Source organism: Cytobacillus sp. FSL R5-0569, assembly GCF_038007265.1.
GTDB lineage: Bacteria > Bacillota > Bacilli > Bacillales > Cytobacillaceae > Cytobacillus > Cytobacillus kochii.
Genome location: NZ_JBBOWW010000001.1, coordinates 2,216,948 through 2,243,686, shown reverse-complemented (window position 1 = coordinate 2,243,686; position 26,739 = coordinate 2,216,948). Strand labels below are relative to the sequence as shown.

General features: G+C 37.4%; 21 protein-coding genes. 3 read left to right on the top strand and 18 right to left on the bottom strand.

Annotation, left to right across the window (positions count from 1 at the left end; genetic code table 11):
* Positions 1–14: 14 nt before the first annotated feature.
* A complete protein-coding gene (locus MKX78_RS11640) occupies positions 15–1,568 on the top strand; it encodes an ABC-F family ATP-binding cassette domain-containing protein (RefSeq protein WP_095373344.1) in 1,554 nt (517 codons plus the stop codon).
* 62 nt (positions 1,569–1,630) lie between these two features.
* On the opposite strand, the gene MKX78_RS11635 is transcribed toward MKX78_RS11640, so the two are convergent.
* The 3 genes from MKX78_RS11635 to helD form a co-directional block, all read right to left on the bottom strand.
* On the bottom strand, positions 1,631–2,362 hold the full coding sequence (locus MKX78_RS11635) for an SDR family NAD(P)-dependent oxidoreductase (protein ID WP_095373345.1): 732 nt from the start codon (positions 2,360–2,362) through the stop codon (positions 1,631–1,633).
* Positions 2,363–2,473: 111 nt separating this feature from the next.
* Positions 2,474–4,021, bottom strand: a complete 1,548-nt coding sequence (locus MKX78_RS11630; RefSeq protein ID WP_307314798.1) for an esterase/lipase family protein — start codon at positions 4,019–4,021, stop codon at positions 2,474–2,476.
* A 169-nt stretch (positions 4,022–4,190) separates the two neighbouring features.
* Positions 4,191–6,437, bottom strand: coding sequence for an RNA polymerase recycling motor HelD (gene helD, locus MKX78_RS11625; protein WP_095373346.1), 2,247 nt, complete (start codon positions 6,435–6,437; stop codon positions 4,191–4,193).
* A gap of 182 nt (positions 6,438–6,619) precedes the next feature.
* Between helD and MKX78_RS11620 the strand changes: the two genes are divergently transcribed.
* Positions 6,620–7,444: an MBL fold metallo-hydrolase gene (locus MKX78_RS11620; protein WP_095373347.1), complete on the top strand. Its 825-nt coding sequence runs from the start codon at positions 6,620–6,622 to the stop codon at positions 7,442–7,444.
* Here the strand turns inward: MKX78_RS11620 and MKX78_RS11615 are convergent.
* From MKX78_RS11615 to MKX78_RS11545, 15 genes are all read right to left on the bottom strand, one after another.
* The gene (locus MKX78_RS11615; RefSeq protein WP_095373348.1) at positions 7,439–8,065 is read right to left on the bottom strand and encodes an NUDIX hydrolase; all 627 of its coding nucleotides are present in this window, start codon (positions 8,063–8,065) and stop codon (positions 7,439–7,441) included. The genes MKX78_RS11620 and MKX78_RS11615 overlap by 6 nt on opposite strands.
* An 89-nt stretch (positions 8,066–8,154) precedes the next feature.
* Entirely contained in the window at positions 8,155–9,402 is a 1,248-nt protein-coding gene (locus tag MKX78_RS11610; RefSeq protein WP_307314083.1) for a glutamate-5-semialdehyde dehydrogenase, read from the bottom strand.
* Positions 9,399–10,493, bottom strand: coding sequence for a glutamate 5-kinase (proB, locus tag MKX78_RS11605; RefSeq protein WP_307314086.1), 1,095 nt, complete (start codon positions 10,491–10,493; stop codon positions 9,399–9,401). The genes MKX78_RS11610 and proB overlap by 4 nt, the downstream gene beginning before the upstream one ends.
* A 570-nt stretch (positions 10,494–11,063) precedes the next feature.
* Positions 11,064–12,278, bottom strand: a complete 1,215-nt coding sequence (locus MKX78_RS11600; RefSeq protein WP_095373351.1) for a CaiB/BaiF CoA transferase family protein — start codon at positions 12,276–12,278, stop codon at positions 11,064–11,066.
* Between the two features lie 36 nt (positions 12,279–12,314).
* The gene (locus MKX78_RS11595) at positions 12,315–13,478 is read right to left on the bottom strand and encodes an acyl-CoA dehydrogenase family protein (protein ID WP_307314087.1); all 1,164 of its coding nucleotides are present in this window, start codon (positions 13,476–13,478) and stop codon (positions 12,315–12,317) included.
* A gap of 12 nt (positions 13,479–13,490) precedes the next feature.
* Positions 13,491–14,288 (bottom strand): enoyl-CoA hydratase/isomerase family protein, encoded by a 798-nt coding sequence (locus MKX78_RS11590; RefSeq protein WP_307314088.1) that lies wholly within the window; start codon positions 14,286–14,288, stop codon positions 13,491–13,493.
* A 348-nt stretch (positions 14,289–14,636) separates the two neighbouring features.
* On the bottom strand, positions 14,637–16,412 hold the full coding sequence (locus MKX78_RS11585) for an acyl-CoA dehydrogenase family protein (RefSeq protein ID WP_307314091.1): 1,776 nt from the start codon (positions 16,410–16,412) through the stop codon (positions 14,637–14,639).
* Positions 16,413–16,423: 11 nt separating this feature from the next.
* Positions 16,424–16,834: a PaaI family thioesterase gene (locus MKX78_RS11580; RefSeq protein ID WP_180316969.1), complete on the bottom strand. Its 411-nt coding sequence runs from the start codon at positions 16,832–16,834 to the stop codon at positions 16,424–16,426.
* Between the two features lie 17 nt (positions 16,835–16,851).
* A complete protein-coding gene (locus MKX78_RS11575) occupies positions 16,852–18,987 on the bottom strand; it encodes an acetate--CoA ligase family protein (RefSeq protein WP_307314093.1) in 2,136 nt (711 codons plus the stop codon).
* A 3-nt stretch (positions 18,988–18,990) separates the two neighbouring features.
* Complete coding sequence (locus MKX78_RS11570) at positions 18,991–20,901, bottom strand: TRAP transporter permease (protein WP_341050984.1); 1,911 nt, start codon at positions 20,899–20,901, stop codon at positions 18,991–18,993.
* A gap of 53 nt (positions 20,902–20,954) precedes the next feature.
* Positions 20,955–22,100, bottom strand: a complete 1,146-nt coding sequence (locus MKX78_RS11565) for a TAXI family TRAP transporter solute-binding subunit (RefSeq protein ID WP_307314098.1) — start codon at positions 22,098–22,100, stop codon at positions 20,955–20,957.
* Between the two features lie 40 nt (positions 22,101–22,140).
* Positions 22,141–22,545 carry a Zn-ribbon domain-containing OB-fold protein gene (locus tag MKX78_RS11560; protein WP_095373358.1) on the bottom strand — a complete coding sequence of 135 codons (405 nt, stop codon included), beginning with the start codon at positions 22,543–22,545 and terminating at the stop codon, positions 22,141–22,143.
* Between the two features lie 4 nt (positions 22,546–22,549).
* A complete protein-coding gene (locus tag MKX78_RS11555) occupies positions 22,550–23,719 on the bottom strand; it encodes an acetyl-CoA acetyltransferase (protein ID WP_095373359.1) in 1,170 nt (389 codons plus the stop codon).
* A gap of 221 nt (positions 23,720–23,940) precedes the next feature.
* The gene (gene fabG / locus MKX78_RS11550; RefSeq protein ID WP_095373360.1) at positions 23,941–24,681 is read right to left on the bottom strand and encodes a 3-oxoacyl-ACP reductase FabG; all 741 of its coding nucleotides are present in this window, start codon (positions 24,679–24,681) and stop codon (positions 23,941–23,943) included.
* A gap of 171 nt (positions 24,682–24,852) precedes the next feature.
* Positions 24,853–25,647 carry an IclR family transcriptional regulator gene (locus MKX78_RS11545; protein WP_095373361.1) on the bottom strand — a complete coding sequence of 265 codons (795 nt, stop codon included), beginning with the start codon at positions 25,645–25,647 and terminating at the stop codon, positions 24,853–24,855.
* 157 nt (positions 25,648–25,804) lie between these two features.
* Here MKX78_RS11545 and MKX78_RS11540 point away from each other — a divergent pair, with 157 nt between their 5' ends.
* Positions 25,805–26,713 carry a LysR family transcriptional regulator gene (locus MKX78_RS11540; RefSeq protein WP_307314105.1) on the top strand — a complete coding sequence of 303 codons (909 nt, stop codon included), beginning with the start codon at positions 25,805–25,807 and terminating at the stop codon, positions 26,711–26,713.
* The last annotated feature ends 26 nt before the right edge of the window (positions 26,714–26,739 follow it).

Genomic DNA, 26,739 nt, shown 5'->3' with positions numbered 1-26,739 from the left:
ATGAGGATTACAAAATGAGTTTACTTACAGTTGATCATCTTAGTCATACTTTTGGCGATCGAACATTATTTAAGGACGTGTCTTTTCGTTTATTAGCAGAAGATCACGTAGGGTTAGTTGGAGCGAACGGGGTAGGTAAATCTACTTTAATGAATATTATTACAGGGCAACTTATTCACGATGGGGGCAAAGTGGAATGGACACCTAATGTTCAATATGGGTATCTGGATCAACATACTGTTTTAACCCCTGGAAAAACGATGCGCGATGCATTAAGAGATGCCTTTCTACCATTATATAAAAAAGAAGAAGAATTAAATGAAGTCACAGCGAAGATGGCAGATGCCACACCAGAAGAATTAGAAGTTTTGCTAGAGCAAATGGGAGAAATTCAAGATACACTAGAAGCAGGCGGATTTTATTCAATCGACTTAAAAATAGACGATGCCGCAAGAGGATTGGGATTAGATGCAATAGGTTTGGATAGAGATGTCGCAGCACTTAGCGGTGGGCAAAGAACAAAAGTCTTACTTGCTAAACTATTGCTTGAGCAACCTCAAGTTTTACTCTTAGATGAACCAACAAACTATTTAGATGTTGAACATATAGACTGGTTATCCAACTATTTAAAAGAATATCCGTATGCCTTCATTTTAATCTCGCATGATACTGAATTTATGAACGGTGTCTCAAATGTTATTTTTCATCTAGAATTCTCTAAACTTACTCGCTATACGGCTAGTTATGAAAAATTCTTAGAACTGGCAGAAATCAATAAAAATCAACATATCCAAGCATATGAAAAGCAACAGGAATTCATCAAGAAACAAGAAGATTTTATCGCAAAAAACAAGGCGAGATATTCAACCACAGGTCGTGCAAAAAGTAGGCAAAAGCAATTAAACCGGATGGAGAGAATTGATCGTCCTGAAACAGCCGCTAAACCTACTTTCGAATTTAAAGAGTCGAGGGCTAGTAGCCGTTATGTGTTTGAAGGCGAGAATTTTGAAATTGGTTATACACATGCCCTATTGCCAAAAATGTCAATTACGATTGAAAAAGGGGATCGCATTGCCATAGTTGGTTGTAACGGTGTCGGAAAATCTACCCTCTTAAAAACAATGCTTGGAAAAATCCCAGCGATTAGCGGAAAAATTGAAAGAGGTGACTTCCTCTACCCTTCCTATTTCGAACAGGAAGTGAAAGGCGAGCAAATTACACCCATAGATGATGTATGGAACGAGTTCCCAGCGATGGATCAGCATCAGGTACGTGCAGCTCTCGCTAAATGCGGGCTAAAAAATGAACATATTTCAAGACCAATGAACCAACTAAGTGGGGGAGAACAAGCGAAAGTACGTCTTTGCAAGTTAATGATGAACGAAAGCAATTGGCTGCTGTTTGACGAACCAACAAACCACTTAGATATTACTGCGAAAGAAGAATTAAAAAGAGCCTTAAAAGCATACAAAGGCACCATTGTCCTCGTTTGCCACGAACCCGATTTTTACGAAGATTGGGTCACAAAAGTGTGGAATGTAGAAGAGTGGTCAGACGCAATGAAATAGAAATATAAACAAGCAAGGTTCCTTTATTCTTTACTAGAGGAACCTTGCTTTTTATCAGTTATTTATTCTTCATATATCATTTTCTTCGTCATACCACCATCTACAGTAATATTCTCTCCGTTCACAAAGTTATTTTCTGGATCTGTTAAGTAAAGACAGGCTTTAGCTATATCAGCTACCGTCCCGACTCTCCTTGAAGGGTGCTGATGATGATCAACTTCTCGCAGTTCCGCCTTCTCATTCGTCTCAATCCACCCTGGCGAAATACAATTAACCGTAATGTGATAATCTGCTAGGGAAAGAGCTAATGCATGAGTTAAACTAACAATGCCACCTTTTGAAGCAGCATAGGCTTCTGAATTGACTTCAGACATCATCGAACGAGTAGAAGCCATATTTACAACTGCTCCACCAGTTTCGTTATTTTTCATATATTTCGCCGCTTCTTTCGTGGCTAGAAATACGCTTCTTACATTTGTATTGATGACACGATCCCATTCGTCTAATGTTAATTCGAACAAAGGTTTAAAGACAGATACACCAGCATTATTAATGAGAATATCTACTTGTCCATACTTCTCGATTGTTTGTTCTAATAATCGTTGAATGTCTGCTTCTTCTTGGACATTTATCTGAAGGCAATCAAGCCCCTTTGCTTCAAGCGCAGCAAAGTTAGAATCATCCCAATCAGCCACTACTACGTTGGCACCTTCCCGCCTATAAGCGAGTGCAACCCCTTGACCAATTCCATTTCCTGCACCAGTGACAATAACTGTTTTATTTATAAACTTCATTCACATCTCACCCCATCTAATTCAATTGACTTGCCTTTATTTTAGTTAAAAAGAAAAAGAGATGCCAGTATCAGCACCTCAGTCATCAATCAAACGATAAATCAAACACTACTATTGTACATAAAACGAGCGAATAACTGTTCTTTCATAAGGGGCCCCTTGAAGTGTTTTACCTTTTATATCAATAGTCATATTATAAACACCACTACTTAACTTAGCATTAAATTGGCCAATTGACCCATTAAGCGAAGTGTTTTGTACATCTAAAGGTGCCACTACTGTATTGCCGTTCTTATCCACTAATTTCGTATTCATTGTGATAGATTGTATATTGTTGTTTGATTGTAGGGAGAAAGCAACTGGATCCTTTGAGAAAAGTGGATTCATCTTTAGTTCTAGATTATTTTTCCCTTCATGGGTAACATTCATCACATAGGCATTATCTTTCTTATTAGATGTTAGTTGCACTTGCCAACGGCCTGTTTCAGATATAATGCCAGTAAAACTATGTGCTGCTGCCCCATTAAATATTTCTGCACTTTTAGGTGATGAAGCGTAACTTTGATACTCTTTTCCAGTTGGCGAGATTAATCTAACTTTAACATCCTTCGTTGATGTCCAGATTTGTATGTTTTTAAGTTGTTCATCCACATGAAAGGATTGTTTATAAAGGGCATTCCCTTGCCATTCGCCACCGTGGGTATAGGAGGAAATATCTTCAGACATAAATGTGTCGCTACTTTTTACATCATCCGTTTTCAATCCGGCTACAGATGATGTACGCAAATATGGTTCAATTCTAGAAAATACAGCGGAGCCCATACGAATTTTATCATGATCGAGAGAGGTGTCATTAAAGAGATGTGTACCATATGGTAATCTTGTACTCCAATCATTAACTAAACCATCATTTTCACCTTCAGAGGATAAGTATTGGCCACCCATCCATAAAGCGGACATTGACGGTCCCTTATTTGTCCCGGAAACAGTGTAATACTTATTCTTCGTTGCATTAGAATGATGATCAGTTATTGAGCGAAAGTGAGCCATTTCACCTACCTGTAAAGAAAAGGTCCCATCATCCTTTTGCCCTAACAACGTACCTAACCACCCTGCCCACCAACTATAAGCAAGGTCAGCCAAATGTGAACCATGATGAGGGGAACCTAATGTAATGACTCGACCAACATATGCGTGTGCACCATAATGAATGAGGGCCGCTTGTGTATCTGGCCCACCTTTACTGTGAGCGACAATATTTAATTTTCTCCCTTGAAAATGCGCGGAAATATCAGCAAGCATCGAAGCGAGAAGTTCACCGTTATCAAATTGGCTTGCCGAACCTTCCCCTGCCGCATCATGCAATTGTAAAAACACAGTTTGATAACCAGATTCATACGCTTTTGTATACATATCATTTACACCATGATATTCCGTTTCTTCATACCAACTAGTTGAACTACCATTTTTTCCTTGAACAAAGACAATCGGGGGTTTACTTGTATCTAAATTCGGTGGTACACTTCCGAGAAACCATTCTCCCGGCGTGAATACTTCTCCTGGTGGCTTAAGCTTTCCTTGAGGCGTAATCGTTTTAGCAGCAAATACTTGAGAGGTTGTTAACATAAATAGCGTGACGATGGCAATACAAGCGACCATTTTTTTCACTTCACATTCCTCCCTCTAATCAGGTTGAAAGCAAAAATTGCTCCCTTAAAAGGGTTATGCAAGAAATCCCCTTTTCCTCCTTTAATTTGTAAAAACACATCAAAAGATATAAAAAAAGTATGCAAGATACGAATAATATCCTACATACCTAAAACAATCATTATAATATAGATTCATATGTGTGCACATTTGCTCCATTTATAAACGGATTCGTTTGCGATTTTTGCAGGATGACTAATTGATGCATTGCCCTCGTACACACAGTATAGAATAAAAAGCGGTCCCTCTCTTTTTTATATTGTTCACCATCAGGGATAACAACAGCATCAAATTCAATCCCCTTTGCTAAATAAGATGGAATAATGGTAATTCCTTTTTGAAATTCCGTTGTTTTTTGATGGATAAGGTTCACATTGTTAAAATGAGGAAATAATTGACGGTAACACTCCTCACTTTGACTCGCACTCCTAGCAATGATCGCAATGGTTTCATGACCTAGCGAGACGGATCGACGAACGACATCTATGAGTATCGTTAGCGCTTCTTTCTCATCCACATTTTTGATAACGGGCTTTTCGCCACTTCGGTTAAAAGGAATGATATCTTCATTATTCAAAAGTAGACTTGAAGTAAATGTCGTAATCTCTTTTGTTGAACGATAACTTTGTCTTAATTGATAAACTGTAGCTTTTTCATTACTAAAAAGGACAGACTGATTGTCAGCGTGAAAGTGAATAGTTTGATTCACATCTCCCAATAACGTCCACTTACTATGCGGGAATAACTCTTTTAAATAGGCAAAGTGAAAGGGTGAATAATCCTGTGCTTCGTCAATAAAAATATGACGTACAGACGTATGACCATCTTCCTTTAGTAATTGTTGTTTTAAATATAAATAGGGTACCACATCTTCATACAGCATATCACCAGATACAGTTGCCTCTAATCCCGAATCATCTTTGTTACTTGTACGTAAAAACTCAACGTACATTGCAAGTATATCAACAAAATAGAAAGATTTGATTTGTTTCCGAAGTGGCTTAAGTCTCCTTTTTACAACCATTTTCATCAAATACGCTTGCTCAACTTCTGGTTGCATAAAGCCATCATTATCTATTTGCTGTGCCTTTTTATATGCTTGTAAATAATCTTCTTTATCAAGTAATTCTACTTCATTCTCAACCCATGCCTTTTTCCGTTCTGCTTTCTCCTTTTTCTTTATTATAGAAAGGATCCATTCTTGTATAAGTTGCAGTCTGTTCGCGATTGAGATATTACTTTCGTAAGAATAAAATTTCTCACCGATTTCATCGACAGTCAGCCATTTTTCATTATGAAAGGTGATATCACGGAAAATCATCCCTTCTATTAATAAATGGCTAATATATTGATCCATAGAAGATTTATAGGATAAAGAGGACTTATTTTCAATTTCCTGGACTCTTTTTTCACTTGAATCATTTTCTTGAAGAAGAAATTCTAATTGATCAAGCGGTGTTTCTATCGTAAGCTTTGCATCATACTTACTTTGAATGAAGTGCCAAAAAGTATCCTGCTTCATATTTTTCTCACCCAATTCTGGTAACACTTGAGAAACATAACTATTAAATAGCGGATTTGGCGAGAATAGCATGATATTTTCAGCATGTAATGATTTCCTATAATGATATAGTAGGTAAGCGATTCTTTGTAATGCTGCTGATGTTTTCCCACTACCTGCCACTCCTTGAACAATAATCAAATCGTCTTTCACATTGCGAATAATTGCATTTTGTTGCTTTTGAATCGTAGCAACAATACTTTTCATCTGTGCATTTGCGTGTCCACCTAACACTTCCTGCAGCACACTATCGCCAATCGTTAAACCCGTATCAAATAACCCTTCAATTTTCCCCTTTTTTATAATAAATTGACGCTTTAATAACATTTCTCCCATAATTGTTTCATAAGGGGTGTCATATTTTGCTTTTCCAGGTGTGTAATCGTAATACATACTCGCAACAGGTGACCGCCAATCATAAATAAGAAACTGCTCATCGTTTTCATCCATTAATGAGGCAACACCAATATATATGGATTCCTTTTCTTCCCCATCTTCCTTAAAATCAATTCTGCCAAAATAGGGTGAGTCTTTTTGTTTCGACAATATGTTGACATATTGATCGAGCATTCCCATTCGCCGTTCTCTTTCCCCTAATAATTCTGCTTGCTGCTTTACACTTTGAAATGTCTCAATTACATCGTCCATTTCCTCTAGGTTGACTGTCACATCATCCCAAAATCCTGTTTTTAATTGCTTTACATCCTTTTGTACGTGGTCGCGATTTTCTATATAAGCGACTTGCTTCTTAATCACTTCATGTATTATTCTATCAACCCTTTTTTGCTCTTCTTGTCGCTCTTGCATAGAATCACTCCTCGATAAAAAATTAGTTGACACATCTCAATATTTTTGGTATTATTATATTGGGTACTTTTACACAATAATAACAAACAGCCATACTTATGTATCATAGCATATTTTTTCAGTAAGTATCAATAGCTAAAAAATATTCATAATATTCAAATTATTTATAAAAGGTGGACATAATGAAATCTGATATTAGTGTTTTACGAATACCTATTCCTACTCCCACTCTTTGGCCATATACAACAACAAATAGCTACATCATTGGTAATAAAGAGGAAACTCTAATCATTGACACTGGTTATAATCAACCCATTACAAGAGAAACACTACATACAGCACTAAAAAAACATGAGCTTCCCATTCCGAAAGCGATTCTTCTCACCCATGGACATAAAGATCATTCACCTGGAGTGAAACAACTTCTTGATTGGCAAATACCTATATTTGCTCATCCACTTGAGGAGCCGGAAATCAGAAGGAATGTTCAAATTGATCACCTCCATTACCTTTCTGATCACGAAGAAATATCTATAGGCGATGAATCTCTGATCGCATTACATCTCCCAGGGCATTCTTCAGGCCATTTAAGCTTTTATTTACCTTCTAAGAAGATTTTACTGGCAGGTGACAATTTAATAGAAAAGGGAACTTCTTGGATTGGTACACCAGATGGGAATATGAAAGATTATTTCATCACATTAGAAAAAATAAAATCATTATCCTTAACAATGGTTGGTCCTGGTCATGGCGATTGGATAAATAATCCATACGAACATATTGATTATGTACTGAATAGAAGGATACAGAGAGAAGAACAAATTTTACAAATTTTAAAAGAGAATGAGCCCCTGTTATTACACGAAATTACGAATAAGATATACGCTGGTCATATTCACCCCTCAAACAAAGTAGTGGCAGAAAAAACAACAGAAGCTCATTTAATTAAGTTGATAGAAGAAAGAAAGGTTATACAGAACAGAAATGCTTACTCAAGTTATTCATGAAGTTGCATCTAACCAACAAATTGCTTTTTCAAGTGAACGGATAGTCGGGTGTATGAGTTTAATTTCACCCTTCTCATATGCATGCAAAGCATCTTTTGGATATATCCACCTGGCTTCTGCCACTTCATAAGGATCAGGAATTGGTTGTTGCCGTTTTGGAAGACGCGTAATAAAGAAACGTGTATCAAAACGTATTGGACTTTTTGCTGGTGTCGTTTTATGGCCGATATATGTGAAGCAGCGACAATCTAGCGCGGCTTCTTTTTCTTTTAATAACTCGATAAAACTTATTTCCTTTTTTAAGAGCCTTTTCCTATCGTTCAAACTTTCTTCTCTTTGAAATGAGAGCGGCTCCCCTGTTCTATCACATCCAAGGAAAACTCCAATTTCTTCATAGACTTCTCTTGCGGCAGCAACATAATAAGCTAAAGGGATATTTGCCTGATCTGTTGGAGCAATTAATCTATTAGATAGCAGTGAGTCTTTCTCATCCACTGCGCCACCAGGAAAAACATAATGCCCAGCAAGAAATTTCATTGTTGCTGGGCGTTTCGTCATATATACTTGTCCTTGTGGATTGATTAATAAGACTGTCGCCGCTGGCTTAGGAATAGTTTCCATGTATAAGTCACACCTTTTTAGAAGAATATCATCTTATTCATTTATACTTCTCTAACGCTAGCAAAATTCCTCTAACTTCTAGCTAACAATTATTCTCTTATTTGTCCATTGCCTTCAATAAAATATTTACTTGATGTTAATGCTTTTAATCCCATTGGTCCACGCACATGCATTTTTTGTGTGCTAATGCCAATCTCAGCGCCAAAACCAAATTCAAATCCATCTGTAAATCTTGTTGAAGCATTATGATAAACAGCAGCAGCATCTACATGATTCATAAAGGTTGCTGCACGACTATTATTTTCAGTTATAATTGCTTCTGAATGCTTTGTCCCATATTGACGAATATGAGTAATGGCGTCTTCAACAGAGGCAACTGTTTTAACGCTCATTTTTAAGCAAAGAAACTCACTGTGAAAATCTTCTGTAGTGGCTAATTCGATGTGAGGAAGAAAGGCTTTCACATATTGATCACCAACCATTTCAATTCCCTCGTTCTCCATGTAAGCTAAAAATTCTTCCCCGTATTTTTCCAACCAATGAGTATGAATCAAAAGAGATTCGATACTATTGCAAACAGAAGGTCTTTGTTTCTTCGCATTTAATACTACTTTCTTCGCCATTTCTAATTCCGCAAACTCATCAATATACATATGGCAATTGCCTGCGCCTGTTTCAATAACCGGCACGGATGCCTCACGTACAACAGTATCAATCAATCCTTTTCCACCTCTAGGGATAAGCACATCGAGAAAAGTATGAAGATGAAATAATTCTTTGGCAGCTTCTCTACTCGTATCTTCAATTAATAAGACGCTATCAATTGGTAGCTCCGTCGATTGTAATGCCCGATGAACAGTTTGGACAAGCGCACGATTACTATGTAGAGCCGTTTTACTCCCTCGTAAAATTACACAATTATTTGTCTTTAAAGCTAGTGAAGCTGCATCAATAGTTACGTTAGGTCTTGCCTCGTAAATCATGCCTATAACACCCAGTGGGACTGACTTTTGTTGAATAAGTAGACCATTTTCTTTTTTTATTGTCTGCAATACACGATCTATAGGATCGTCAAGTTGTGCGATATCAGTGACCGCTTGTGCCATTGCTTTTATTCTAGACTCATCTAACATAAGACGATCAATCATACTGTCACTCATGTGGCCACGCGCCATCCTTATATCTTTTTCATTGGCTAAACGGATCTCCTCTTGATCTTCTATTAATTGATTGGCAATGGCCTTTAATGCTTGATTTTTTTCTGCTGTCGTAGCTCCATTTAAACGATAGCTCGCTTTTTTTGCTAACTTACCTTTTTCATATACTTCACTTGTCATTTCCCTTCACTCCTATTCGATTCCAAAACTAATTTATCACGATGAATCACTTCTTTAATTCGGTTTTTCTCATGTGCTGTTTGCGTAAGATATTGACTAGAACAACTTACTTCTCCCCTAGCAATTAGTTGATTTTCAAACCTCACTTCAACAACCTCACCCGAAAGAAAACTTCCATCAATTTTAACAATTCCAGGTGATAATAGACTGCCACCACCATGCACAAGTGCTTTTTCGGCACCTTTATCCACATAGATTTTTCCTTTGACCGTTGAATGAAGGGCAATCCATTGCCGTTTCGTATTAATCTTTTTCATTTGCTGATTAGAAAGATATGTACCGTCTCCAGTTCCATTAAGGATGCTTATAAGTTTGTCTTCACCTTTACCAGTACCGATAAAAACCGGAACATTTAATTCCATAGCTGTTTTAGCAGCATTCAACTTTGAGTACATGCCGCCAGTACCAACTTTAGAGCCCGCACCGTCTGTCGCTTTCATTTGCACATCAGTAATTTCATTTAAGAAGTCAATTCGGCTGGCATTTGGGTACTTAAACGGGTTTTGATCATATAAGCCATTAATATCTGTTAAAATTACAAGTAAATCAGCATGAACAAGCCCGCTAACGAGTGCTGATAACATATCATTATCCCCGAAAGTCAATTCCTCAATAGAAACAGTGTCATTTTCGTTAATAATCGGTATGACTTTACGATCTAACAGTTCCATAATCGTATCGTACGCATTTCTAAAGCGGACTTGATTGTTAAAGTCGGATCGAGTCAGTAAAATTTGCGCTGCCAAGGTGTCAAATTTTAATAAAGCTTCCATGTAACTTTGAATTAATAATCCTTGACCGATAGCAGCCGAAGCTTGTTTCCCTTTTAATGTAATGGGACGGGAAGAATAACCTAGTTTTCTAAAACCTGCTGCTACTGCTCCCGAGGATACGACAATCACTTCATGGCCCATCTTCTGTATTTTTGCAATTGCTAATATATGATCGGTAAATTTATAGCGGTCAATCTCTCCCCTTTCATTCGTTAATGAACTGCTGCCAATTTTAACGATCATTCTTTTCTTCCCCATATGATTCATTCCTTTTAAGAGCGCGAACACCCATGTAGTGATGTCTCAGTCTAGTTTTTTAAAAGATAAAAAAAACCTAACTCAAGCCTTAATACATAAGGACGAGTTAGGTTCGCGGTACCACCTTAATTGAATGCTCTCTTTTAAACATTCCACTTTATGAGTTAACGTCTCAATCACCGCTGATGGTTTTCACCAGACTATAGAGGCAGGTTCAATAGGTTGAAACATGGTGGAATCTTTCAGCTGATAAATTCCACTCTCTTTCATGCCAATCCCTATTTACTAGCCCTCTTTCAATCGTTCATTTATAATTTTGACTCTTTCTTCTATTAAAACGTTTCAGTATTACAACTATTATAGCAGAAATCTTTCTCATGAAAAGAAATATTTATCGTAGTAATGAAATATTACCACTTCATATGTAATATTCATCAAACACATCTTTTCTTCAACTTTTTTGATACTGTAGATGAAAAACAGTTGTTCTATTTTACGTGTTAGTTGAACCAAGAGAAACGCTCTTCCTATAAATGTCTTACCACATTAATAGAAGAGCTCATAAATGCTTTATCTGTTTTTCAGTTCTTTTTCATAAGGTGCAATAACTTGGCTGGATGAAAGTTCTGCTATTCTTTCTTGCGTATAGCCTAATGATTGTAGGACATAATCCGTATTTTCCCCTAGTTTTGGCGATGCCGTTTTCACCTTAGGTGTAGATTTACTTAGCTGAAAAGGTAGTCTTGGGAGACGTAAATCTTCAATTGTATCATGTGTTACTTGTTCCCACATGTCGAGGGCTTCTGTCTGTTTTGCGTCAATGACTTCAGATATTTTTTTCACTTTGGAACTTGGGATACCTGCCGCGCTTAATTCCGTCACCCAATAATCAGCAGTTTCCCTTTGAAGTATCAGTTCTATTTTTTCTTTTAAGATGTATTGGTTTTCCACACGATTTTTATTATCTCTAAATCGCTGATCTGATAGCCACTCCATACTATTTAAAACCCGACATAATCTTTCAAATAGCGATTGATTAGAAATGCCAATCATGATATACGTATCGCTTGCCAAGTAAGCACCATAAGGAGCAAATGCCGTGTGACCAGAGCCGTTTTTCTGTGGTTCTTCTCCTGTCGCTAAAAAGGAAAGCATATGATAACTACTCCAAAATAAACCGGTTTCATATAAAGAAGTAGAAACAAATTGCCCTTCACCTGTATGCTTTCGATGCAAAAGTGCAGATAGAATACCAATCACACCCCACATTGCACTTCCTTGATCTAAAATAGAGACAGGTACTCTCGCTAATTCAGCGTCTTTGGCTCCATTGATACCCATGATACCTGTTTCAGCTTGAGCAATAGCATCATAGCCCGGTTGCAATTTTTGCGGCCCACTTTGGCCATATGCTGATAATGAACAATAGATGATTTGATTGTTTATTGCTTTCAATTTAGCATAACCTAATCCCATTTGCTCAGCTTTTCCCTGTCGGAAGTTCTCAACGAATACATCTGCCGATTCGACAAGATCATAAACGATTTGTTTCCCATCTTGTTTCTTAAGGTCGATGACAACCGACTCTTTATTTCGATTAATATGGAGAAAATATACACCTTCTCCACTCATAAATGGCCCCATTCCTCTGGCGTCATCTCCCGTACCCGGACGTTCAATTTTAATAATTTCTGCACCTAAGTCCGCTAGAATCATTGTTAAAGTTGGACCAGAAATATTGGTTGTGACATCAACGACTCTCATGCCTGCTAAAGGTCCCGTCATCCTTATCCCTCCCTGTAGTAAAAGAAATGGTACAAGTTAATAAGACCTTGGTAATCCTAATACATGCTGTCCGACAAAGCTTAATACTAAATTATTGGCAATTGGGGCAACCTTAAATAATCTCGCTTCTCTAAATTTACGTTCAATATTATATTCTTTGGCAAAACCATAGCCACCGTAAGTATCCATTGCCGCATTTCCAGCATTCCATGTCGCTTCGGAAGTAAGGTATTTAGCCATATTTGCTTCTGCACCGCAATTGACTCCCTCATCAAATAATTCAGCCGCCCTATCTCTCATTAGCTTTGCAGCTTCTATTTCCATAAATGCCTTAGCAATTGGAAATTGTACACCTTGATTCTTTCCAATAGGGCGATTGAATACTACACGTTCATTAGCATACTGTACTGAGCGATCTATAAAGTATAAACCATCTCCAACAGATTCTGAGGCAATTAATATTCTCTCCGCATTCATTCCACTAAGAACATATTTAAACCCTTTACCTTCTTCACCAATTAAGTTTTCTACAGGAATTTCCGCATTTTCAAAGAATACTTCTGTTGTCGCATGATTAATCATTGTATCAATCGGACGAATGGTTATTTTATCGCGTTGTTCTTTCATATCTAGTATGAATAAACTTAAGCCATCTGTTTTCTTCGTTACAGTTTCTTTCGGTGTTGTTCTTGCTAGAAGTAGCATTAAATCAGAATGCTCAGCTCTAGATGTCCAAATTTTTTGTCCGTTAACTATATATTTTTCTCCCTCTTTGTGGGCAAAAGTTTCAATACTAGTTGTATCACTGCCAGCTGTAGGTTCCGTAATCCCAAATGCTTGGAGTCTTGCTTCACCACTGGCGATTTTTGGGAGAAATCTCTGTTTTTGTTCTTCACTACCATGCCTTAATATTGCACCCATTGTATACATCTGTGCGTGGCAAGCACCCGCATTCCCGCCTGAGCGATTAATTTCTTCTAATACAATACTCGCTTCTGTCATTCCCAAACCAGCTCCGCCATATTGTTCTGGAATAAGAACTGAAAGCCACCCCTCATCTGTTAAGGCTTGAACGAAACTTGTTGGATATTCTTCCCTTTCATCCGTTTCTTGCCAATACGTTTCCGGAAATCTCTCACATAAACTTTTCACACTTTTTCTAATCATGTCATGTTCAGTATTGACTTTCGTCTGTGCCATTTTTACCCTCCTTTATTTTCCTTGCCATTGTGGTTTTCTTTTTTCATTAAAAGCATAAATTCCTTCTAAACGATCGTTAGAATTAGCACAACGATAATATGCTTCTAATTCTAGTGCGATTCCCGTAGATAAATCGCAATCTGCTCCTTTATTAACAACTTTCTTTAATGCCTTTAATGAAAGTGGCGCGTTCTCTGCAATTTCTGATGCCAACTTAATTGTCTCTTCTAATAAGCTTTCTTCTCGACAAACTTTATTCACGAGTCCATATGTCTCAGCTTCTGTAGCACTGATTCTTTTACCTGTAAATAAAATTTCTTTAGCTATTGCAAGTGGTAATACTCTTATGGCCATTTGTGTACCACCTATCCCTGGTATGAGACCGAGTTTCGCTTCAGGTAAACCGAATGAAGCGTTTTCATTTGCCGTGCGCATATCACAGCTTAATGCAATCTCCATACCACCGCCTAGCGCATAACCATTTACAGCACAAATAATAGGAAAAGGAAACTCACGAATTAATTCAGTCACTCTTTCAAAAATATCATGTTGTTTTTTCCAGTCACGTTGGCTCATTCCGTTTCGCTCTTTTAAATCAGCTCCAACACAAAAGCTTTTATCCCCCTCTGCAGTTAAAATAATGACTCGTAAATCTGGATCATATTTTAAGATTTCTAAACTTGATACGATTTCACTCGCCATTTTGGTGTTCAATGCATTCATTGATTGTGGACGGTTTAAACGTAAGATAGCAATTTGATTATGATGAGTTTTTTTTAGGTCAATCGTTTCATATGTCTCAACTTTCATTTATATCCTCCTTTTTTGCTATAAATGAGCATTTATTCCATACGCAATCATTGACATAGTTGCTCCTAATATTCTTGTTGGTTTAGTATGATTCATTAAAAGAAGTGGAGACGAATACCTGCTCATTTTTCGCCAAATGTTCGTAGATGTTCTTTGTGGAAATGCATCGTAACATTCATTCAATCATTAAAGGTTCCTTTAAATGATGTTTTTAATGGTTTGCTAGGAGTAACAACGAAGCTTCACGTTTTTTCTCACAAGTTGTCGTTCGTCTTCACCCTACTTATAAAAATGGTTATCTATAGGATACTGTATCCAATTTTCAATTGCAATATTTTTTAGAATTTTCTATTTACTTAATTGCTCATTAAGATGAGAGATCGCTGATTTGGGGATAATCACCCAATTGATAACATCTTCTCCCCATTGCCATACACTTTGGTGAAAACACCGACACTTACTTTCTTGGATATGCAGATGATAATAATAACAAGCATTAAAATATTTTCTATAACTGCTTGTTTCCTTTGTTTCAATTTCAGCTTCTTTCAACAATAAGCAATTCGCTAATAAATAATAAATGCGTTGCATGATAGAAATAGCTTCCATTTCTACTTCTGTAGGGCTAACTTGCCCTATTAGATTAAGATCTTCCTCTAATAGATGCATATTAGTTAATAACTTCTTTCTCAATGGGGTAAAATCAACAAACGTCACTTCATTTAAAATCGTTTTCATTGTTTGTATTAACACAGTATTTGCCTTATTTTTTGTAATTGCTCTTAAAACATCCAGCGCAACAATATTCGTCGTACCTTCCCATATTGACCCTAAATGTGCATCACGTACAAGTTTAGCATTTGCCCATTCTTCAATATATCCATTGCCGCCTCTCATTTCCATTGATTCACCTGCAATCACTCTTGCTTGTTTGCATATTACACCTTTTAACAAAGGTGTTAACAATCTTAGCATCGTTTTTGCTTTCTCATCCTTTTTAGTTTCGGTCAAATCAAAGGTATGTGCCGTGTATAGTGACATGGATGTCGCCACTTCCGATGTTAGCATCATTTCAAATAATTGTTTCTGCATGAGAGGAAGTTTGGCTAATGGTTTTTTAAATGCGATACGTCCTCTAGTTGTGTATAAGGCTTCTAAATAAGAGCGCCTGATGAGACCTGTAGAACGGACACTATTTGATAACCTTGAAGCGTTGACCATTGACATCATTTGTTTAAACCCATGATCAAGTTCCCCAACTAAGTAACCAGTCGCCCGCTCAAAAGTTACTTCTCCTGAAGCCATTCCTTTTGTCCCTAATTTATCTTTTAATTTATTGATCGTATAATGATTTCTTTCTCCACTAGGCAAGATTCTTGGTACTAAGAACATGGCCAACCCTTTTGTTCCTTCTTTTGCACCTGTTGGTCTCGCTAATACAAGTGCTACATCAGCACTAACATTTGAACAAAACCATTTATCCCCCGTGATTAACCATGAATCTCCATTAGCTTCTGCTCTGACTGAATTGGCACCCACATCCGAGCCGCCTTGCTTTTCTGTCATAAATTGAGCAGCCGTCATTCTATCACTCTTCGTGCTAATTAATTGGGGTAAGTATTCTTTCTTTAGTTTTACACTTCCATAATCCTCCAAAATCTTCGCCGCTGAGTCTGTCATACTCATCGGACAACATAAACCAAATTCAGCTTGAGCAAATACATACCAAAAAGTGTATTTCATCACTTTATTAAAAGCCGTTTCAGCCCCTATGACACCGCTACGATGACTCATGGCAACCAAGCCGAATTCTTCATAACCGATTTCCTCGAGACGTGAATAGGATGAATGATAATTAACATCGTTTATTCGTTGTCCACGCTTATCATACATTGTTAATGTTGGTGGATGTCTGTCCGCCTCTCTCGAAAGCGGATCGATTTCATTATTTGCTCTATCCCCTAACTCAATTAACTTATCTTTAACTAATTGATAATCATCATTTACATAGTGTGCTAATAAAAAATGAATATGGGGATCTGATAAGAAATAATTGATTTCTGTCGGTTCTGGCATGCCACCTTTTATCGGTTCCGGTTGAGGTACTTTAATAGACTCATCCATAAATCCACCTCCTAACTTATCCGCTGTTTAATAGAAAAGGTACCTAGCGCTTTGGCAACAACACTTCCATCTTCCTGAGTAAGGATAGACTCAACATATTGGATTCTTCTTCCTTCATGTATCATTTTCGCTTCTGCATACAAGATCCCTTCTTTAACAGGGGCGAGAAATTGAGTTGTTAATGAAATCGTCGCAACTTTAACATCTTTCATTGACCGAATAGTGACACCTATAACCGAATCCAATAAGGAGGCAGTTGCGCCTCCATGAACCACACCATTAGAGTTTAAATGTTGTTTTTGTACTGACATCTTAATGCGCGCTCTCCCTGCTTCCAATTCATCCATTGTAATACCAAGAAGCTGCCAATAAGGAGATGTATTAAACTCCTTTTCTAGCCATTGTAAGTATTCATTCTTCATAATAGAGACTTCTCCATTCATAAGGATTCTATTAAATGATCAATTTTTTCATCCCAAACGATGACACCGTCTAGGGCAAGCACACCTTCTCCTTCTTCAAGCACAATCAGAGGATTGATATCCATCTCTTTTAATCTACCATTTTGATTAGCAGCAAAATGTGATATCTTCTCTATCGCTCGAGCTAATGCCTGAATGTCATGACTGCCTTTTCCCCTAACTCCTTGCAAAACGGCATAACCTTTTAATTCCATTAGCATCTCAATTGCGTCTTCCTCACTGACTGGAGCTTTTCTTAGCGATACATCTTTAAATACTTCAATAAATATCCCTCCTAGCCCACAGACAATAATCGCACCAAATTGAGGATCCTCTTTCACGCCAATGAAAAATTCTACACCTTCTTGCTTAACCATCTCTTCCACAAGAAAGCCATCTATCTGTGCTTCTTTATTATATTTCTTTACACTTTCTGTTATCTCCTTAACCGCTAACGCTAATTCTTGTTCATTCTGTATATTAACAATAACACCACCTGCATCCGTTTTATGAAGAATATCGGAAGAAATGACTTTGCACACCTTAGGAATATCCCAGTCTACTTTCATAGTCTCTATCTCATCTACCTTATTGATGAGTACTCCTTTAGGTGTACGGATGCCAAAGTTTGTTAATAAATGTTTAACCTTCACTTCAGTCCAAATTCGTTCTTTTATTTCATCAGTATGATAAATGTTTTCACCAGCTACCTGAACATCATTAACAGTCTTTGTTGAATATTGTACTAGTAAACTTAGTGCAACCATCGTTTCATAAGATGTTTTATATACTGGGATATTATTTTGTTGTAAATACCTTCTTCCTTTGCCTGTTAATTCATCTGTGCCAGTAATCGTCACGAGTATCGGTTTATCTGTTTTCGCGTCTATTTCCGCTATTGCTTTGCAAATATTAAAGCCTAATTCGCCTCCAAATGTCGTTTGAAAAACAATGCTGTCTATTGTTGTATCTTCTAATAATACTTTCAATGTATCGGTTAGAATATGTTGTTCTTTTAAACTTTGCGCAGTCACATCAATCGGATTCATTGCAGATCCGTAAGTAGGGATTAAATCTGCCACTTTTCTCTTCGTTTCTTCAGTCAACGTAATCATATTAAGCTGCAAATCTTCACTATAATCCGCCATTGCAATACCTGCAGCTCCAGAATTAGAAATCGTTACCACTCTATTTCCAGCTGCCCTTTTTTGATTTAAAAAGACTTTGACTGTTGTGATTAAGTCATCAATATCATTCACTGTAATAATGCCATATTGTTTGGCGATTGCTTGATACGTTTCGTCAGAACCAGTCATTGAGGCTGTATGCGATAAAGCCGCTTTCTGTCCTAATTTTGACCTTCCAGCCTTCAACATGATGAGTGGTTTATCTTTTTCTTTTGCGGCTTTCGCTAATCGAATAAATTGTTCGCCGTCTGGAATACTTTCTAAATAACCAGTAATGATTGATGTCTGCTCATCCTTTACCATATAATTCATGACATCAAGTGTCGTAATATCCATCTGATTTCCCGTATTCACGACATAGGAAAATCCTATATTCTCTTCTTGTGCCATCCCAAATAATGAAAAGCCAATCGCTCCACTTTGAGAAGCAAACCCGACTGGTCCAGAAATAAAGGGCCGATCTGTTTCAAACGAGGTAGCAAACCCCATTGGTAGTGATAAATGAACATTTAATAAACCGACACAGTTGGGACCAAGAATATGAATATTCGCTTCCTTAGCCTTTTCTAACACTTCATTCTGTAGATTTGAACCTTCTTCTCCTATTTCTGCAAAACCTGAGCCAAAAAGTACGATACTTCTAATCGCTTTTTGTTTACATTGATCGATGATAGATAACATTCTTTTAGCTGAAACAGCAATTAATGCGACATCAACGGAGTCAGGAATATCAACCAAAGAAGGGTAACACTTATAACCACCAATTTCTTCATATTTAGGGTTAACAGGATAAATATTGCCTTTATATTGATGCTGAATAAGGTTTTTGATCGGTTTACCACTAATGGATGTGAAATCTTTTGATACGCCTACAATGGCGATTGATTCTGGGTGAAGAAATTTTTGTATCGCTTCATTTTTATCCATTCGTTATACCTCCAGTTCATTGCCTTGATTATAATTACTTCTTTTTCTTCGCCATTTAAGTAAATAAAGACATAATGCAATCACGATACCACCGATAATAAACGGCCACATTGGGACAAACATCATCAATCCTGCGATAAATAAAATGATTCGCTCTACTATGGCTAAAGTACCAGCTCCCACAAGATATCCTTCTAATGAAAAGGAAATGCAAGCAATTCCTATGACGGCAACAACTATACTAAGGACCGTATCCCACGGATCTCCGCGACCAATTAATATGGAAGGATTATAAATCATGAAGAAAGGGACGATAAACTTGACGGATCCTAACTGGACAGATTGAAAAGCTGTTTTCATCGGACTTGCTCCTGCTATACTTGCTGTCGAAAAGGCAGCTAATGCTACTGGTGGCGTAATATAGGAGACAGTTGCCCAATAAACAACGTATAAATGTGCTGCTATTGGATCCACACCAACAGCAACAAGTGCCGGTGCCATAATAACTGCTAAAAATACATATACAGCGGATACAGTCATACCCATCCCTAAAATAAAGCAGGTAAGTGCTCCACCAATTAGGATTAAGAAAGTATTATCTCCAGCAGCAGCCACTAATTCACGAGAAAATGAAAACGATACACCTGTAGCAGACAACGCACCAACAATAAAGCCTACCCCAGCAATAATAACAACGATATCAGTTAAGACCTTTCCTATATTCACGACCATATTTGCTAGATCTTTAGCTGACATCCTCGTTGATTTCTTTATCATGGCAATGAGTAACAATACAGCACTTGCATAATAAGGGGCTTGCCCTTCTGAGTTTAGTACTGCTAAGAAGAAAATCATGACTACGATTGAAAAAATATAATACCAACCCTCTTTTAACGTTTTCCAGAATGATGGTATTTCCTTAGCAGCCATCCCTTTCAATCCATTTTTGGCAGCATACCCATCAATTTGAATAAATAAGCCAAGATAATAAAGAAATGCTGGGACTGCAGCTGCTAAAGCGATTTCATAATAAGGGACCGCTAAAAAAGAGGCCATGATAAAGGCTGCCGAACCCATAATCGGTGGCGTAATGGTACCACCTGTAGACGCTGTCGCTTCAATAGCTGCTGCATAATGGGGTTTATAGCCTGTTTTCTTCATTGCCGGTATGGTCATTGCACCTATTGTCACTGCATTTGAAACGGCACTACCACTCAACATGCCAAAAAATGCACTCCCTACAACGGCAACCTTCGCAGAGCCACCCCTCGTTCTGCCAAAGATAGAAAGAGCGAGGTTGAAGAAAAAGTCACCACCACCAGTTTTCGTAATGACTACACCAAATACTAAAAATCCTAGTAATAAATTCCCAATCGTTGTATAAGCAATACCAAACACGCTATTAGAACTCATGATGTGATTTCTCGCTAAGGTAAGAAAATCATAAGACTGTCCTTGGAGCAATTCTATCGGTATAATTCCAGCAATAAGGGGATACAGTGAGATTACTAGACAGATCATCGCTAAAACAAGACCAGCTGCTCTTCTTAAAGCTTCAATAATTAACCCCCATAGAAGAATACTTGCAATTGTCGGTAAAACTGGAGCCTCCCAATCCCATCCCTCAATAATAATTCGTTCACCATTCAAACCAATGGCTATAGCAATGATCATGGATAATAAAAAACAGGCGATATCATACCATTTAATCGAAAGATCCGTTTTCTTTGCGGGAAACATAAGATAGGCACAAGGGAGAAAACAGGCTAATAATAAAATCATGTAAGCATTTTGAATCGGATTTATGCCAAATAATTCAAGATAGAATAACATGTTTACAGATAAGAAAATGCCTATTAAAGTGGAGCTAATAATAATCGTTTTCCAAAAAGTGTTTAAACGTGATTGCACCATAGACTAACCTCACCTCACATTTATCAGAATGGATGGTTATGATTCTCTCATTTTTAATTTACAGATTCCCGTTCCCGTAACCAGAGCGCTTCAAATTCCTCATCTGTTAATTCTTCTTTTTCAGCGAAGGCAACCGTTTTTTCCCATACTTCATTTAACGCTTCGTACCGTTCTATTAATTGATCATTTTTTTGTTGTTTTTCTTCACTCCATAAGCCTTCTTCTTTAAAGAAACGAATTGTGCCCTCATGAAACGGAATCCCTTTTGGCTCTGTTAAGACTTCATCCTTACTATATAGAGCTAAATTAGGTAGGGCATCGCCATATAAATGGAAAGAATCATTTAACGATTTAATAAACTGATAGATTGCCTCTTCACTTTGATCTGCGTATCCACCAATTAAATAGCCATGTCCCATAACATCCATACCTGTTTCCATACCTGCTCCTTGTTTTGTATTAATAGGAAATAACCACGCAGCCACTTCCTCTACTCTTCCCCATCCCCCGTTGTCATCTTTATCCATTTCTAACCAACGAATCCCACCTTTACTATGGGCTTCAAACATTGTAGATGCAGTCGGATTAATACCGGCAACATCAATTTGCCCTTGGATAAGTGCTTCTCCTTGTCCTGAATAGGAAGTGATTTTTACTGGCTCCACATCATTCCAAGTTAAGCCGGCGAAAGCAAGCATTGCTTCATTTTTTAAATTGACGGAAGTGTTTCCAGCTATTATTGGAATTTTCTTTCCCCTTAGATCTTTGAGAGTTTGTATATCTGAGTTTTCTCTTACAGCAAATCCGAATTGACTAATGGGTGCCCAATAAGCTCGAACATTTTGCGGTCCCCATTTTTTTGAAGTGAATTCTTCCTTTCCTTCGAATGCCAGTTGAATTTCATCTCCAACTTTACCTACAGAAGCAATTTCACGCCTTAAAGGCACCATTCTTCCAACACCACTTGCAGATGGAAGCATTCTCACCTTTGTATCATATTTTTCTGTCAACACATTCGCAATAGCCGACATTTCTGCATAACCACCAGAGCCTACATCATATACACTCCACGTCATTTGCTCAGCTAGGCCCGATTCATCTGCGAGCAACGAAGCTTGAGGAGCAGAGTTACATCCAGCTAAAAGAAAACATAGTAATAGCAGCAGTACTAATGGAAGCATTTTATTCCCTTTATTCATGTAATAACCTCCCATCCAGATATGGCCAATGAAAACAAAGTTATACAGGCGTAAACATGGGTAGCGTCATCTCTCCGACTTTTTGAAAGACGACTTTTACTTGTTGATCGCAATGAATTGCTTCCATATCCGTATCAATAATGTTCGTCATCATCCTAACCCCTTCTTTTAGATCGATGAGGGCAACACAATACGGCAAATCTTCTTTAAACGCAGGTCCACCAGCCCTTCGCGCAATTGTATAAGAATAAATCGTCCCCTCTCCGCTTGCTTCTACCCAAGTAACGTTTTCCTCTCCACAGTGAGGACATAGAATACGTGGGTAAAAGATATGCAAAGAGCAACTTTGACATTGTTGTATGAATAATTTTCCTTTCTCACACCCTTCCCAAAAAAACTTCGAATCATTATCAATAATTGGTAATGGCTTCATTATCTTATCCATCTGTTTAGTCCCTCCCTAAAATGACGACTGATGTTGAGGAAAGTGTTCCCCCTGTTCCATTTACAAGTCCTATTTTTGCTTCTTTCACTTGTCTCTCTCCACACTCACCTCTTAGTTGCCTAACCGCTTCAATAATTAAAAAAATCCCGTACATACCTGGATGTGCATATGAAAGGCCCCCGCCGTTCGTATTCATCGGAAAATCACCGCCTGGAGCTGTACGTTGATTTTTCACAAAATCGCCACCTTCACCACGTTTACAAAAGCCTAAAGATTCTAATGTGAGCAACACCGTAATCGTGAAAGAGTCATAGATTTCAACGAAATCAATGTCATCATGGCCAACTCCAGCCATCTCAAACGCTCGTTTACCTGATTGCGCAGCAGATGTCATGGTTAAGTCAGGCATCGCTTGAATAGACCAATGACTATGTGCCTCACCTTGGCCAAGGATCCAGACCGGTTTTTTCCGACAATCCTTCGCCCGTTCGGGTGATACAAGCACTACTGCCCCTGCTCCATCTGTTACAAGACAGCAATCTAGTATATGAAGAGGATCAGTAATCATTGGCGATTGCAGCACATCCTCAATGGATATCGTATCCCTTTTTGTCGCATATGGATTTAATTGAGCCCACTTTCTTGTTGCCACTGCTATTTCTGCTAGGTCTTCATTCGTTGTTCCGTATTGATGCATATGACGATGTGCCGCCATCGCGTAAGCACCAGCTGGTGAAGGTAAGCCAAAAGGTGTTTCATATTGTGCAGTAAACGTAGGTGGTCTTCCTGCTAAAGATCGCGACCTCTCTGACTTCTGTGTACTTCCATATAAAATTAATGCTACTTCACAAAGCCCTGCTTGAATGGCAGCTGCAGCATGGCCAATATGAGCTTCAAATGAAGAACCGCCTATCTGTGTAGAATCTGTATAGTTCGGCTCAATCCCTAAATATTCCCCCATTACAACAGAAGGAAATGTACCAACACCAGGTACTCCCCATAGACCAGCAACAAACAGACCATCTACATCAGACTTTGTTAAACCTGCATCATCTAGTGCTCGTTTTGCTGCGATTGCTTGAATTTGCAAGACAGATAAACCGTCTTTTACTTTTCCTTCCTCAAGCTCAATATCACCTACTCCGACAATGGCAGCAGCGTTTTTAATTGACATGATAACCCTCCATATGCATTTATTTGTAGAAATCCTTATGAAAGCAGTAATACCTAATAGATTGGTAGAAATATATTTTTTATTGGGTTTGGTCTTTTACAAAGAAGTTAACAGCGAGTATTTCAGGATGTATCTTGGTTGAGGATGTTGTTAGATCATTTTGTAGATTTTAGAAGAGAGATTAAAAATGAATCGATATATTTTTCATATTTTGCAATCGCTTACATATATCTGCCACCAGTTACTTCAATTACGTTCCCAGTGATATAGTCAGCATAATTAGAGCTTAAGAAAACGACAGCTTTAGCGATATCAAGAGGTTGACCTACTTTCTGCATCGGTATTTCTGCTATTTTCAACTCCTTTAACTTGTCAGGAATGGCTTTGGTCATATCTGTTTCAATAAAACCAGGTTGAATGGCGTTCACATTGACCTGGAATTTAGCTAATTCTTTTGCTGCAGCTTTCGTCATGCCAACAATTCCAGCCTTAGCGCCAGCATAATTCACTTGCCCCATATTACCAACCTTACCGGCAATGGATGAGATATTAACAATCTTTCCCTTTTCTTGTTTTCTCATATGAAGTGCAGCAGCTTGCATACATAAGAATGTCCCTTTCATATGTACTTGAATCACTTGGTCAAATTGCTCTTCTGTCATTTTATGAAGCATTGCATCACGTGTAATTCCTGCATTATTAACAAGCACATCTATATCACCAAAATGACTAATTGTCTTAGAGAAAAGCTCGTCAACACTTTCTTTTTTGGCAACATCTACTTTAACTGCTAATCCCCTTGATCCAACCTTTTCAATTTCATTCACGACAGATTCACATGCCTCTACATTCAAGTCACCAACGACTATTTGGGCGCCATGTTGAGCTAATAAAAGACTAATCTCTCTACCAATTCCCTTCCCAGCGCCAGTAACTATCGCTACTTTATTCTTTAAATCCATGAAACTACCTCCATTTCAAAAATATGATATTAATTAAGATTTTATATATTAAAAAATTTTTTGTCAATAAAAAATTAGAAAATTAAGATTATTTAACTATATTCGATTATTCTCAGCAAAAAAGACATTATTACTCCCTATTTTCTGATTGAATAATAATGTCTTTTCTAATTAGACTAATGGGCGTTCTCCGCCTAATTTAATTGTAATTTCATTCGCAATTCCCTTTATTAGTTCACCAATTCTTTCCGCTTCCGCTCCTTGCAACTGACTGGTTAAGCCGACTAAAGAAATGGACATCTCCACTGTATTTGTATTATTAAAAATTGGTGCAGCAATGCCAATTAAACCATCAATATATTCTCCATGTGAAATGGCAAATCCCTTTATTTTTATCATTTCTAACTCTGCTAATAATTCTTTCATTTCTTTTTCCGTTAAAGGACGAAGACCATCATTATAATCAATTAAACGTTTTGCTTCTTCTCGCCTTAGATTAGCTAACAAACACTTACCATAAGCCCCATCTACAATTGAGAAATGTCTACCTACTGATACATTTATACCAAATTGTTCTGCTTCTACCTTAGCAATAATGGTCGATTTTTTCTCACCAATTCGATTGACTAGGAAACTCGTTAATCCAGTTTCTTCTGTTAATCTTTCCAAGTACGGCATTATAACAGATAAATCTAGAATATTCTCTTTCGCTCTTTCTCCTAAAACAACTAAATAGGGGCCAAGACTATATCTTTTAGAGCTTTGATCATAACGTACAACGGATAGCTCTTCTAACTTTTGCAGTATGCGGTAACATGTGGTTGGGGTTAATGATAAGGCATTTGCAATTTCAGTTAAGTTACTTTTACTAAACTTTTTTCGACTCAATAATGTAAGGATTTTAAATGCACTGTCAACTGCAGGTACATTATATTTTCTTTTCGCCTTCTTTACATGCTCATCCATCTTTTCTACCCCTTCATTATCCTTTTTTCAGTAATTTTATATACAAAAAATTTTTTTGTCAATGAAATAAAGATTGTTTTTTTGAATGATATAAATTATCTGATATCTATATGGTAAAATAGTGGGAGCAGGAAAACATGTGAGGAGCGTTAATAGAATGGATATTAAACAATTAGAAGTATTTCTATCAGTATATAAACATAATAACTTTTCTAAAGCTGCTGAGGAACTATGTATCTCACAACCAACAGTTAGCTCTCAAATCAAATCTTTAGAAGACCAATTAGGGCTGCAATTATTCAATCGTAAAAATAAATCATTAGGTAACTTAACAGATGCCGGAAAGATTCTTTATCCCTATTCCACACAAATTCTTTCATTAGTAAAAGAAGCCGAAAAATCACTCACTCAATATAAAGAAGGGTATAAAGGTTCCCTCTCTCTAGTGACTTCCGATTCATTTTGTTACTGGATCTTACCAAAAATTTTAGAAAGCTTTCATATTTCCTATCCTACAATTGAAATCATACTACATACCGCTTTTACACCTAAAATGATCGATATGCTTTATCATCGTGAAGTGCATTTCGCCATTGCACGTTCCGCTCAAAAAGAGTTTATAGAAGAAGAATTAGTCAGCCATCATATTGGACAAGATCCCATTGTACTCGTTGCCTCAGCTAGCAATCGTTTAACAAATATTCCAAGTCCTCATTTAAGTGACTTAGCTGATGAAACCTTCATTGTTTATGGGAAAGAGTCAAACTACTGGGCACAAATTGAACAAAAGCTTTTTTCCTATGGTTTCCATATGAAAACAGGAATGGAGCTTAACGACATCAATGCAACGAAAAAAATGATCGAGATCAATCTCGGGATTTCTTTCTTGCCAAGTATTTCGGTACAAGAAGAGATTGAAAATGGTAAGCTCCAAATCATTCCAATAAGTGATAACCTGCATTTGTATCGTCACTCTCACCTTGTTTACCATCAAGATACCGTAATTGCTGGAGGAATACAGAAGTTTTTATCGTTTGTAACTGAACAGAAGCCCTATTTGATTTAAGTATATAAACCCCCTTATTAATGAGG